The sequence below is a fragment of the Mangrovihabitans endophyticus genome (genome assembly GCF_014646155.1).
Lineage (GTDB): Bacteria > Actinomycetota > Actinomycetes > Mycobacteriales > Micromonosporaceae > Actinoplanes > Actinoplanes endophyticus.
The window spans coordinates 1-12,459 of sequence record NZ_BMMX01000006.1 but is presented as its reverse complement, the minus strand read 5'-3'; the positions used below and the strand labels follow the sequence as shown (position 1 = coordinate 12,459).

General features: G+C 71.8%; 10 protein-coding genes and 1 pseudogene. 6 read left to right on the top strand and 5 right to left on the bottom strand.

The features are described 5' to 3' along the window. Positions 1 to 83: 83 nt before the first annotated feature. Positions 84 to 1,076 (bottom strand): hypothetical protein, encoded by a 993-nt coding sequence (locus tag IEY73_RS10125; RefSeq protein WP_189078880.1) that lies wholly within the window; start codon positions 1,074 to 1,076, stop codon positions 84 to 86. Positions 1,077 to 1,193: 117 nt separating this feature from the next. Here IEY73_RS10125 and cofD point away from each other — a divergent pair, with 117 nt between their 5' ends. Genes cofD through IEY73_RS10110 form a run of 3 tightly spaced genes read left to right on the top strand, consistent with a single transcriptional unit; the run spans position 1,194 to position 3,768 of the window. Then, the gene (gene cofD, locus IEY73_RS10120; protein ID WP_189078879.1) at positions 1,194 to 2,156 is read left to right on the top strand and encodes a 2-phospho-L-lactate transferase; all 963 of its coding nucleotides are present in this window, start codon (positions 1,194 to 1,196) and stop codon (positions 2,154 to 2,156) included. Further along, on the top strand, positions 2,153 to 3,211 hold the full coding sequence (locus tag IEY73_RS10115) for a coenzyme F420-0:L-glutamate ligase (protein ID WP_189078878.1): 1,059 nt from the start codon (positions 2,153 to 2,155) through the stop codon (positions 3,209 to 3,211). Before cofD ends, IEY73_RS10115 begins: the two co-directional genes overlap by 4 nt. Further along, a complete protein-coding gene (locus tag IEY73_RS10110) occupies positions 3,208 to 3,768 on the top strand; it encodes an NUDIX hydrolase (protein WP_189078877.1) in 561 nt (186 codons plus the stop codon). The genes IEY73_RS10115 and IEY73_RS10110 overlap by 4 nt, the downstream gene beginning before the upstream one ends. A gap of 538 nt (positions 3,769 to 4,306) precedes the next feature. Here the strand turns inward: IEY73_RS10110 and IEY73_RS10105 are convergent. Both IEY73_RS10105 and IEY73_RS10100 read right to left on the bottom strand, forming a co-directional pair. Then, positions 4,307 to 5,485 (bottom strand): mannose-1-phosphate guanylyltransferase, encoded by a 1,179-nt coding sequence (locus tag IEY73_RS10105; RefSeq protein WP_189078876.1) that lies wholly within the window; start codon positions 5,483 to 5,485, stop codon positions 4,307 to 4,309. 25 nt (positions 5,486 to 5,510) lie between these two features. Next, positions 5,511 to 6,665, bottom strand: coding sequence for a glycosyltransferase family 4 protein (locus IEY73_RS10100; RefSeq protein WP_189078875.1), 1,155 nt, complete (start codon positions 6,663 to 6,665; stop codon positions 5,511 to 5,513). 178 nt (positions 6,666 to 6,843) lie between these two features. Here IEY73_RS10100 and IEY73_RS10095 point away from each other — a divergent pair, with 178 nt between their 5' ends. Beyond that, a complete protein-coding gene (locus IEY73_RS10095; protein WP_189078874.1) occupies positions 6,844 to 7,587 on the top strand; it encodes a TIGR03089 family protein in 744 nt (247 codons plus the stop codon). Positions 7,588 to 7,590: 3 nt separating this feature from the next. Here IEY73_RS10095 and IEY73_RS10090 read toward each other — a convergent pair whose 3' ends face one another. Continuing rightward, positions 7,591 to 9,534: an acetoacetate--CoA ligase gene (locus tag IEY73_RS10090; protein ID WP_189078873.1), complete on the bottom strand. Its 1,944-nt coding sequence runs from the start codon at positions 9,532 to 9,534 to the stop codon at positions 7,591 to 7,593. Positions 9,535 to 9,725: 191 nt separating this feature from the next. Between IEY73_RS10090 and IEY73_RS10085 the strand changes: the two genes are divergently transcribed. After that, complete coding sequence (locus IEY73_RS10085) at positions 9,726 to 10,976, top strand: hypothetical protein (RefSeq protein WP_189078872.1); 1,251 nt, start codon at positions 9,726 to 9,728, stop codon at positions 10,974 to 10,976. A 67-nt stretch (positions 10,977 to 11,043) separates the two neighbouring features. On the opposite strand, the gene IEY73_RS10080 is transcribed toward IEY73_RS10085, so the two are convergent. Continuing rightward, positions 11,044 to 12,198, bottom strand: coding sequence for an acyl-CoA dehydrogenase family protein (locus tag IEY73_RS10080; protein ID WP_189078871.1), 1,155 nt, complete (start codon positions 12,196 to 12,198; stop codon positions 11,044 to 11,046). A 115-nt stretch (positions 12,199 to 12,313) separates the two neighbouring features. Between IEY73_RS10080 and IEY73_RS33485 the strand changes: the two are divergent. After that, positions 12,314 to 12,459: pseudogene (locus tag IEY73_RS33485) on the top strand (UDP-glucose 6-dehydrogenase); the annotation flags it as partial.

Here is a 12,459-nt window from a genome sequence, read left to right as displayed (position 1 = left end):
AGCCTAGGCCGGATTCGAGGCGGCTGCCGCCGCGGCGGTGGCCGGCGCACAGTGGTGTGTGACACGCCAGCCGTTGCCGCGAATCAGCCTTGCGGGCGGTCCGGATCGGTGGCCCGGTTGCCCAACGCCTCGGTGCGGTCGTCGCCCTCCGAGGCTTTCGCCTGCGCCTGCTGGTGGCGCGGGAACGCCTGGGTGGGCTCGGAGAACGGCCCGGCGGCCGGGCTGGCCGGCGGGGTGTGCCGCTCCGACGGCGGCGGGATGACCGGCGGGTCCGTGGCGGGTGCGTGCTGGTCCGGCGGCGCGGGCGCGCTCGGCGACGACTGAGCCGGCACCGGAGACTGCCATCCCATCGGCGCGTTCCAAGCGGGCTGGCCGCCCGGGACCTGCGGGGCCGGCTGCGGAACCTGCTGCGGCTGCGGAACCTGCTGACCCTGCGGTCCGGGATAGCCCGGCTGCCCCGGATAACCCGGCTGCCCCGGATATCCGGGCTGCCCCGGATATCCGGGCGGCGGTCCGTAGCCCGGCTGCCCCGGATAGGTGCCCGGCACGCCGTACTGCGGCTGGCCGTACGTCCCCGGCTGCGCCTTCGGCCGGGGAGTGTGGAACAGGTTGCGCCACACCTGGTATGTCGCGAAGGCGGCCACCGCGAACACGGCCAGCCAGGCCAGCCGCACCAGGAACTCCTCGAAGGCCAGGCGGACGCTGACCCCGGCCACCTGCACCACGCCGATGAAAAAGCCGAACAGGACGCCGAAGAACGCGGCCACCGCGTACTCGACCGCCGCGATCATGGTGATCAGCTTGGCCTTGGCGTGCCACGGCTGCACCAGCAGCGCCAACAGGACCGCGCCGAGCGGGAAGAACACCGTCGGCACGTTCACGAAGTTGGCGAAGCTGTTCTGCGTACGGCCGGAGAAGCCGTCGCCGACGCCGCCGGGCAGCAGGCGCAACACCGCGATGAAGAGCATCACAGCCGGAGCGGCGACGAGGGCCCAGGCGGCCAGATCACGCAGCGGCCGCAGGAACGGCATGACGGATCGTTGCCCACCCGGCGGAGGCGACGGTTGGCTGGTCACGGAGTTCTCCCTGACAGACGGTAACGAACGAGAGCCGGCTCAGCCTAGTCCCGCACCGCCACCCGCACCGAGGACCCGGCGGCCCGGCACGTCGCGGCGGTGCGTCAGGATGGTCGGATGCGGATCGTGGTCCTCACCGGGGGCATCGGCGGCGCCCGGTTCCTGGTCGGCGTGCGCGCGTACGCCCGTACCGTCGACGCCGAGGTGACGGCGGTGGTCAACGTCGGCGACGACGTGCGCCTGCACGGCCTCCAGATATGCCCCGACCTGGACAGTGTGATGTACACGCTGGGCGGCGCGGCCGACCCGGAGCGCGGCTGGGGCCGCGTCGGTGAGAGCTGGGTGGTCAAGGAGGAGCTGGCCCGGTACGGCGCGGAACCGTCCTGGTTCGGGCTCGGCGACAAGGACACCGCGACCCATCTGGTGCGCACCAGAATGCTGACCGCCGGATATCCGTTGTCGGAGGTCACCGCCGCGCTATGCGACAGGTGGCAGCCGGGGATGACGCTAATCCCGGCCACCGATCACCGGCTGGAGACGCACGTGGTCTCGGACGTCGACGGGGAACGCCGGGCGATTCACTTCCAAGAGTGGTGGATCCGTCACCGGGGCGCCGTGCCGACCCATCGCTTCGTCTTCGTCGGCGCCGACGCGGCGAAACCGGCACCCGGCGTCATCGAGGCGATCGAGGGCGCCGACGTGGTGCTGATCGCGCCCAGCAACCCGGTGGTCAGCATCGCGCCGATCCTCGCCGTGCCGGGCATCCGGGAAGCGGTGGCGGGCGGCCCTGCCCCGGTAGTCGGGGTGTCGCCGATCATCGGCGGCGCGCCGGTGCGTGGCATGGCCGACCGCTGCCTGGCGACGCTGGGAGTCGAGGTGAGCGCGGCGGGGGTGGGCGGACTCTACGGACCGCGCGGCACCGACGGGCTGCTCGACGGTTGGCTGGTGGACAACGCCGACGGCGAGACCGAGGTGCCGGGAGTCACGGTTCGTGCGGCCCCGTTGTGGATGACGGATGAGGAGGCCACCGCGAAGATGGTTGCCGAGGCGATGAATCTGGCGAGGCAGCGGAGCTCATGACCGACGGTGTGGAAATCCTTCCGGTACGCGGCATCGGCGATGTCACCCCCGGCGACGACCTGGCCGCGCTGATCCTCGGTGCCGCGCCGTGGGTACGCGACGGCGACGTGCTGGTGGTGACCAGCAAGGTCGTCTCCAAGGCGGAGGGTCGCCTGGTTGAGGTGCCCGCCGACGGCCCCGAACGGGAGGCGGCCCGCGCGCAGGCGTTGGAGTCCGAGACGGCGCGCGTGGTCGCTCGCCGCGGCCCCACGGTCATCGTGCAGACGCATCACGGGTTCGTGATGGCCGCCGGGGGCATCGACGCCTCCAACGTCGACAAGACGCATCTCGTGCTGCTGCCCGCCGACCCGGACGCGTCCGCACGGGCGTTACGTGCCGCGCTGCGCGCCCGCGGCCGGGACGTCGCCGTGATCATCTCCGACACGATGGGCCGGGCCTGGCGCAACGGCCTGACCGATGTGGCACTCGGCGCCGCGGGCTTGCCCGCGCTTCGCGATCACCGGGGAGAGATCGACCCGTACGGCAACGAGCTTCAACTCACCCAGATGGCGGTCGCCGATGAGCTGGCGTCCGCGGGCGAACTGGTCAAGGGCAAGAGCGATCAGGTCCCGGTCGCGGTCGTGCGTGGCATCCCCGGCGTCGGGCAGGACGACGGCGTGGGGGCGGCGACGCTGCTCCGCGACGGCGCGAGCGACATGTTCTCGTTGGGCACGGCCGAGGCGCGCGCCGCGGGCCTGCGGGACGCCGCGACGATGCCGGAGACGCTTCCCGGCGGCATCGTGGACCCGCAAGCCGTCGACCGTGCGCTGGTCACCGTCGCCGAGATGATCGCGCCCGGCACGCTCGTACGCCCGGCCGAGGTGCTGCCGGAGAACGGCGCCACGGCCGGGCTGCTGGTGACACCGCCCGGCACGTCGGCCGCTGATCTGGTCCGCCTGGGTGCGGACGCGCAGCGGTTGCGCGCGTCGCTGGCGGCGGAGGGGATAGCCTCGGCGTCGCTGCCGCACGAGGACGGGCTGCTGCTGGCGCTGTCGGCGGCCGGCGGTGTCCGATGAGCGCGCGCCTGCACGCGGACGCGACGGCGTTGCTCTCCCGCTGGACCGCGACCTCGGCGGCGGCCGACGAGGCCCGCCGCCGGACACTAACCTTGCTGGACGACGGACCGGTGGCGACCACCCGAGCACACCGGCTCGGCCACGTCACCGCGAGCGCGATGATCGTCGGGGCGGACGGCCGGCTGCTGCTGTGCCTGCACGGTCGGATGAACATGTGGATGCAGGTCGGCGGCCACTGCGAGCCCGACGACGAGTCACTGGCCGCGGCGGCGCTGCGGGAGGCGACCGAGGAGTCCGGCATCCCCGGCCTGCGGCTCGATCCGGTGCCGATCGACGTGCACGTACACCCGGTCCGATGCCGCCCGGCGGACGGCGAGCCGGCGGTCGCCACCCATCATTTCGACGTGCGGTTCGCGGCATTCGCGCCGGCCGGGGCGGAGGAACGGGTGAGCGAGGAGTCGCAGGCGCTGGGCTGGTTCACGCCGGAGGCGCTCCCGGAGCCGTTGGCGGACGGCGTGGTGCCGCAGATCGCCCCGGCGCTGGCGCGGCTGGCCTGAAAATCGCCACCTCCACCCCGGCGCCGTCACCCAGCCCCCGCCCACTCCCCAGCCCCCGCCCACTCCCTTGGCCCGCCCACTCCCTTGGCCCGCCCACTCCCTTGGCCCGCCCACTCCCTTGGCCCGCCCACTCCCCAGGCGCGCCACTCCCCAGGCGCGCCCCTCCCCGCCCCGGGCGCCCCAGCCAGCCCCTGCCCCACCCACGCCCGCCCCGCCCACACCCCGCCCACACCCCGGCCTCCGCCCCGGCCCGGCCCCCGCTCCCGCCCCCGGCCCCGCCCCGGCCCCGGCCTCGTCGATCTTGGACTTTCTGTGCCCGATTGAGGCGCTTAGACACCGTTATGTCGGAACACTAAGTTCAAGATCGGCGGACGATGCCCGGCCAGCGGGGTCGATCTTGGACTTAAGGTGCCCGACTTGTGGCGGCAGAACCGACTTGTCGGACCGCAAAGTCCAAGTTCGACGCGCTGGGCACGACGCGCGGGGCACGGGACGGCATGGGACTCGCCGGGTGCGACGGGTGGGCGGGGTGCCCGGGTTAGATGTAGCCGATTTCGCCTGACTCCTTGAGCTCGTCCACGATGTGCTTGACCTCCTGAGCACGGTCTCGCGGGCACACCAGCACCGCGTCGTCCGTGTCCACGATGATCAGATCCCGCACGCCCAGGGCAGCCACCAGACGTCCCGAGTTCGGCACCACGACCAGTGACTCCGTCTCGCGCAGCATGACACCCGGCTTGACCAGGGCGTCCCTGCCCACCACCACGTTGCCCGCGGAGTCGGCGGTCAGCACCTCACCCAGGGTGTGGAAGTCTCCGACGTCGTTCCAGCCGAAGTCGCCCGGCACCGTGCCGACCCGGCCCACCGTGGCCGCGCCTTCCATGACCGCGTAGTCCACCGAGATGCGGGGCAGCGTCGGCCAGACCTCGCCGATCACTTCCTCCCGGGCCGCGGTGTCCCAGGCCTGCGCGATGCGGCTGATGCCCGCCGCGAGTTGCGGCTGCTGGCGGGCTAGTTCCGCCAGGAAGACATCCACCCGCCAGACGAACATGCCCGCGTTCCACAGGTAGTTTCCGCTCTTCACGTAGCTCTCGGCCACGTCGTAGGAGGGCTTCTCCTTGAACTCTTCCACCGCCAGCACCGAGCCGTCGGCGATCACTCCGCCGCATTGCACGTACCCGTACCCGGTCTCGGGCCGGGTCGGTGTGATGCCCAACGTCATCAGCAGGCCCTGCTCGGCACCGCTCATCGCGGTCCGGATGACGTCGACGAAGCTGCCGCCGTCGGCGATCAGGTGGTCCGCGGCGAACGAACCCATGATCGCCTCGGGTTCGCGTCGGGCGATCACCGCGGCGGCCAGCGCGATCGCCGCGCATGAGTCCCGCGGCGACGGCTCGACCAGGATGTTCTCCTCGGGCAGCCCGGCCAGTTGGCGGGCCACCGCGGCAGCGTGCGCGACTCCGGTGACGATGTAGACGTGGTCCGGCCCGCACAGCGGGTCCAGTCGCTCCACCGTGGCCTGCAGCAGGGACGCGTCGGTGCCGGTGAGCGGGTGGAGGAACTTCGGGTGGCCGGCCCGCGACAACGGCCACAGGCGGGTGCCGCTGCCACCCGCGGGAATGACGGCGTAGAGGCCCCCCGACCCGGCCTGGCCGGCCTGGCCGACCTGGGGCACCGGGGCGGAACGCTCGACGGTGGGTTCGGTGTGCTCGCTCATCCCCGCTGATGGTAATGACAGCCAGTCATGACTGCGCTGCCGACACCCGGTTCCACGTGTGCACATGCACCTCGGCGCTGGAAGGCCAGGTGAATTCCTTCGCCCGGTCGAAGCCGGCCTTGGCGAGCGTGGTCCGGCGGGACTCGTCGTGCAGCAGGTCGGCGAGGTCCTCGGCGATCCGGTCGGGGTCCTCCGTCGTGTACGCCACGGCGTCGCCACCGACCTCGGGCAGGGACAGCCGCGGGGTGGTCAGCACCGGCGTGGCACACGCCATCGCTTCCAGGATCGGCAGGCCGAACCCCTCCCCGAACGACGGATAGCAGGCCACCAGCGCGCCGCCGAGGAAACCGGGCAGGTCCGCGTACCGCAGATAGCCGGGCCGCAGCAGCCGCAGGTGTGACGGAACCTCGGCGACCGCCCGGTCGATCTCGTCGTCGTGGCCCTGGCCGCCGGCCACCACCAGCGCGGGTGGCTGCGGCCAGTCGGCCACCGCCCGCGCCCATCCGCGGATCAGGTTCGGCACGTTCTTGCGCGGCTCCTTGGCCCCGAGGAACGCGACGTAGCCGGCCTCACCCAGCCCCAGCCGCGCCCGGACCCTGGCCTTCTCCTCCTCGCTGGGCGCGTGGAATGCCGCCGCGTCGACGCCGTGGTAGGCCACGTCGATGCGGGTGGGGTCGGCGTCCAGCAGCCGGATCAGCTCGTCACGGGTGGCCTTGCTGGGCACGATGACCCGGGCGGCCCGGCGCAGCGACGTCTTGATGGCGCTGCGGAAGAACGTGCGCTTGGTGTTGTCGTAGTGTTCCGGCTCGGTGAAGAACGTCGCGTCGTGGACGGTGACGGTGACCGGGCAACCGGCGCGCAGCGGGCAGGTGTAGAACGGCGAATGCAGCACCTCGGCGCCGACCTGCTGGGCCAGCAGCGGCAAGCCGGTCTGCTCCCAGGCGAGCCGGGCGGGACGGTGCGCGACCGCGGCGGGTCCGGCGATGACCTCCGCACTGGAGAGCATGCGCGCGTAACGCTCCGCATCCGTACGCTGCGCCACCACGGCAAGGTCCACCCGACCGGGGTCCAACATGCCGAGGGCGCCGAGCAGCCCGTCGACGTAGCGGCCGACACCCCCTCGGTCGGCGGGCACGCTGGTGGCGTCGACGAGCACTCGCGGGGGGCGACCGGCGGTCACGAGGCAGCTCCTTCGGCAGTGGTCCGGACCACTGGCAAGGGTACGCCGGGATTGCATCGGCGCGGAGAACGCGACACCGCCTCGTTACGAGGTTCGCCCGTTCTTTCCGAGATGTTCGACCACAATCACGGAACGTGACGTACGGGCCGGGGTCTCGGCACGGCTATCGTCGGAGCCGATGCTCACCACGATTCCCGCCGCCGTCCGCTCGGCCGTCGCCCGTGACCCCGCCGCACCGCTGCTCACGTGGTATGACGACGCCAGTGGCGACCGCACCGAACTGTCCGGCGCCACCATGGACAACTGGGTCGCGAAGACGGCGAACATGCTTGTCGACGGCCTCGGCACGGAGCCTGGCGACACGGTGGCGCTGCGCTTGCCGGCGCATTGGCAGACCGCGGCGATCCTGCTCGGCGCCTCCGCGGCGGGGCTGATCGTCGACCTCGGCACGGAGCCGCGGCCCGCGACGGTGTTGTTCACCGATCCGCCGCACGCCTCGGTGGCGGCCTCCGGGACGGCCGGCGACAGCTTCGTCACCGGCCTGCTTCCGCTGGCCATGCCGGTCCGCGAGGTTCCGGCCGGCTTTGCCGACTACGTGACCGAGGTACGCGTGCACGGCGACCACTTCCAGCCCGGCATGCCGGTATCGGCCGACGACCCCGCGCTGCTCGGCCCCGGCGTCACGGGTGCCACGCCGCTGCGCCACGGGGCGGTCTGTGACGCCGCCCGCCGGCGCGCGGCCGATCTGGGCATCTCCGCGGGCGACCGGGTGCTGCTGAGCACCCGCGCCCACCCGGATCCGATGGACTGGCTCCTCGCCCCGCTGGTCGCCGGGGCGTCGACGGTGCTCTGCGCCAACCTGGACGGTGCCGCGGTGACCGCGCGAGCGGAGAGCGAGAAGGTGACCGTCACCCTGGTGTGAGGGTCAGTCCCGCTCCCCCGAGCGCTGCCGGGCGAACTGCTCGAACGCGGTGAGCGCGTCCGGGTCGGCCAGCGCGCCGCGGGCCGCCGCCGACTCCACCGGCGTGCCGGTGAGGATGCGCTTCACCGGCACCTCCAGCTTCTTCGCCGACAACGTACGCGGCACCGCGCGTACCTGGTGAATCTCGTCCGGCACGTGCCGCGGCGAGAGCGCCGCGCGCAGCTCGGCGCGGATCCGGCCGCGCAGCTCGTCGTCCAGTTCCCATCCGCCGGCCAACACCACGAACAGCAACAGCTCGTCCTGCTCGTCGAGGTGCACCACGACCGAGTCGACCACCTCGGGGATGCCCTCGACCACGGTGTAGAACTCGGCGGTGCCCAGCCGCACCCCGCCCCGGTTCAGCGTGGCGTCGGACCGGCCGGTGATCACGCAGGCGCCGTCCGCGCCGATGGTGATCCAGTCGCCGTGCCGCCACACGCCCGGATACACGTCGAAGTAGGCGTCCCGGTACCGGCTGCCGTCCGGGTCGTTCCAGAAGCCCACCGGCATCGACGGCATGGGCGCCGTGATCACCAGTTCGCCCAGTTCGCCGATCACCGGCTTGCCCTGCGGGTCGTACGCCTCCACCCGCGCGCCGAGCGCCCGGCAGGCGATCACGCCCTCGATCACCGGGAGCAGCGGGACACCCCCGACGAACCCGGTGCACACGTCGGTGCCGCCGGACAGCGACTGCAGTTGCAGGCGGGCGTCGACGTGCTCGTACACCCAGTCGAATCCCTCCGCGGGCAACGGCGAACCGGTGGAGCCCAGACCGGTCAGCGGTACGCGCGGGGACAGTCCCGCCTTGCGGCAGGCCATCAGGAACGGCGCCGAGGTGCCGAAATAGGTGATCCCTGCGGTGCGGGCCAGCTCCCACAGCGTGGACAGCGACGGATGGCCCGGGTCACCGTCGAACAGCACGATCGAAGCGCCCACGGCCGGCGCGCTGACCAGGAAGTTCCACATCATCCACCCGGTGGTGGTGAACCAGAAGAACACCTTGCCCGGCCCCAGGTCGTGGTGCAGCGCGAGCATCTTCAGATGTTCCAGCAGGATGCCGCCGTGCCCGTGCACGATCGGCTTCGGCAAGCCGGTGGTGCCGGAGCTGTACAGCACGTAGAGCGGGTGGTCGAACGGCACGGCGGCGAACTCCAGCGGATCGTCGCCGCCGAGTTCGGCGAAGGACAGATCGCCGTCGCCCTCGGCGTCGGGGTGCAGGTAGCCGATCGTGATGACGTGTCGCACCGACGGCAGCGCGGCACGGATCGCCGCCACCTCCGCGCGCCGGTCGACGGTCTTGGCGCCGTAGCGGTATCCGTCCACGGCCACCAGCACCGTCGGTTCGATCTGCCGCCAGCGATCGGTCACGCTGCGGGTGCCGAACTCCGGGGCGCACGACGAGAAGATCGCCCCGATGCTCGCCGTGGCCAGCATCAGCAGGTACGTCTCGGGGATGTTCGGCGCGTACGCCGCGACCCGGTCGCCGGCCTGCACACCCAGCGCCAGCAGCCCGGCGCGCACCCGGCGGACCTCGGCCCGCAGCTCGCGGGCGGTAAGCGTGCGCGGCTCCCTGGTCTGCGAATGCGCGACCACCACCGGATCGTCGTCGGCGAGGCCGGGCAGCCGCAGCACATGTTCCGCGTAGTTCAGCCGGGCGCCGGGAAACCACGTCGCGCCGGGCATGGATGCCTCACCCAGCACGGCGGTGGGCTCGGCGTGCGCTTCGACGGCGAAGTAATCCCAGATCGAACGCCAGAACGCCGGGATGTCGGCGACGGACCATCGATACAGCGCGGCGTAGTCCGCGAAGTCGAGTCCATGGTGCTCCCGCAGCCACCTCATGTAGTCACCGATCCGCGACACCTCGCGCACGTTCGCCGGCGGCGACCACAACACCCTGCCCGTCATCCCTCCACCCTACGATCGATGAACGGTGGATCGGCATACCGTACGTTCGTCGAACCTTCGCGCAGGTCAGCGCCCGAGAAGGGCCGTACGTCGGGCGGCGCGGCACCGGCGGCCCCTCCCGCCGCGCGCATGCTTCCGCGGCGTTGCCGCAGCCGGGTAGCGTGCGGGCATCGAGCCATCCGGGGGTCGCCGTGCGCCACGTCAGATCGTTGCTGTACGCCGTCGGACTGGCCCCCGTGGTGTGGATCCTGGCCGCCGCGGGACTCACCCACGACGCCGCCCAAGCGCCGGCACTCGGCGACTTCGCGTTGCTGGCGCTCGCCGGGGCGGCGTACGCGGTCCTGTTGTTCGCCCCGATCTCGCCCGCCGGGCCGTTGCTCGCGGCCGTGGCGTTTTTCGGCGCGGGCGTGTGGGCCCTGGCCGCCCCGGGATCATACGAGCGGGTGTGGGGCGGCGGTGACACCCTCGATCCGAGCCGGCCGGGATATGCGGTGGCGGCGCTGCTGACGGTGCCGCTGATCGCTGCGGCGTGGCGCGGTGGGCGCCGACCGGGTCCCCCGCCGTTCGTCGCACCGGACGCGACCGCGGGCCGGGTGACGGTGGTGGCGGCGGTCGCCCCGAGCAGCCCGGCGGCGGCCGGTGGCGCGGACTCGACGGTCCACGGCGACGAGGAACCCACGGAGGCGACGCCGACCGAGGAGATGACCGCGGATCTGGCCGGCGAGATGCAGACCGTGGACCTCGCGAGCGACGAACCCACCGCGGCGGGGTCCGAGGCTGCGGATGAGCAAGGGGCGGCGACCGACGACGACCAGACACACGATCTGTCGCCGGACCACACCGTTGATCTGGCGGGGCCGGGCGGGCTGACGCAGGTCATTCCCATCGAGCGGATCCGGCGTGCGGGCCGCGACGGTGACCAGACCCAGGTCATCGGCAACCTGGTGCCGATGGCGGGCGACCAGACCCAGCTTCTCGCTCAGGCACCGGATGCCGACACGACGACGCAGGTCATCACCCCCGATCCGGTGGCCGATCCGGCCACCGCACCAGGCGAGGACGGCGATGAGGGGCCCACGCAGGCCCTCGGGCTCCGGTCCGGTGCAGACGCCTCCGGCAAGGCCGGCACCGGCCGGCCGAGAGCCGACGGGCTAGGAACCGGCGACCTTGGCTCTGGCACCGTCGAGCCGCCGGGAGACCACACTCAGGTCTTGCGGATCCCGACCGCAGCAGACACTGCGGCCGGTTCAGGCCGAAAGGTCGAGGCGGACCAGCCCGGCACCCGACCGTCCTTCAAAGACATGGAGCGCCCCGCCGACGAGGCGGCCGACGACACTCGCCGGCTAGACCCGCCGCCCCGGATTCCGGAGCAACGTAGCAGCGGCGAGGACCACCGATCACCCGACAAACAGGAATCCTCAACGGCATCGGACAACACCTAGCCGGTCGTACGGAGTCCACGGTAAGACAGCGGCGACGGATGCCCCATCGATGGGATGACAGCCCGGACTAATCCTTCAGGAGTTGCCTCGCCATCACGATGCGCTGGACCTGGTTCGTACCCTCGTAGATTTGGGTGATCTTGGCGTCCCGCATCATGCGCTCCACCGGGTAGTCGCGGGTGTAGCCGTACCCGCCGAGCAACTGCACCGCATCCGTGGTGATCTCCATGGCCGCGTCCGAGGCGAAGCATTTCGCGGCCGCGCCGAAATAGGTCAGGTCCGCGTCGCCGCGTTCGCTGCGCGCCGCCGCCGCGTACGTCAATTGGCGTGCCGCCTCCAGCTTCATGCCCATGTCGGCCAGCATGAACTGGACGCCCTGGAAGTCGGCGATCGGCTTGCCGAACTGGTGCCGCTCCCGCACGTACCCCTTCGCGTAGTCGAGCGCGCCCTGCGCGATGCCCAGCGCCTGGGCGGCGATGGTGACGCGGGTGTGGTCGAGCGTCTGCATGGCGGTGGCGAAGCCGGTGCCGTCCGCGCCGATCATCCGGTCGGCGGGGATGCGGACGTTGTCGAAGTAGACCTCGCGGGTGGGGCTGCCCTTGATGCCCAGCTTCTTCTCCGGCGCGCCGAAGCTGACCCCGTCGTCGCCCTTCTCCACCACGAAGGCGCTGATGCCCTTGGCGCGTGCGCCGGGCTCGGTCACCGCGAAAACGGTGTAGAACTGCGACACCCCGGCGTTGGTGATCCAGCGTTTCACCCCGTTGAGCACCCAGTGGTCGCCGTCGCGGACCGCCCGGGTGGTCATCGAGGCGGCGTCGCTGCCGGCCTCGGGCTCGGACAGGCAGTAGGAGAACATCGCCTCGCCGGAGGCCACCGGCGTCAGGTAGCGCCGCTTCAGCTCCGCCGAGCCGGCCAGCAGCAGGGGCATGGTGCCGAGCTTGTTCACCGCCGGGATCAACGACGAGGAGGCGCAGGCGCGGGCCACCTCCTCGATCACGATCGCGGTGGCGAGAGCGTCCGCCCCCGCGCCGCCGTATTCGACCGGGATGTGCGGCGCGTGGAAGTCGGACGAACGCAACGCGTCGTACGACGCCTTGGGGAACTCGCCGCTCTCGTCGGCCTCGGCGGCATGCGGGGCGACGCGGGCATCGCAGACCTCGCGCACCGCGGCCCGGATGGTCTCGTGGTCGTCCGGCAGCCGGTACGCGTCAAACTCCGTCATGCCCTCATGTTACTGGCAGGTAGCCGGGCGGCACTATCCTTCGCTCAGCTCCGATTGAAGATCACCAGGCACCCGTACGCGCTCGCCGGGTCCGGCGATGAGAGAGTGAGTCTCCGTGACGATCCCGTATCTCCCCGCACACCACCCCCAGCAGGTCGCCGTCCCCTCCGGCGCGTCGCGGCCGCGGTTGTCGTTTCTGGGTACGGGTTATCTGGGTGCGACTTATGCGATCTGTTTCGCGGAGCTGGGTTATGAGGTGGT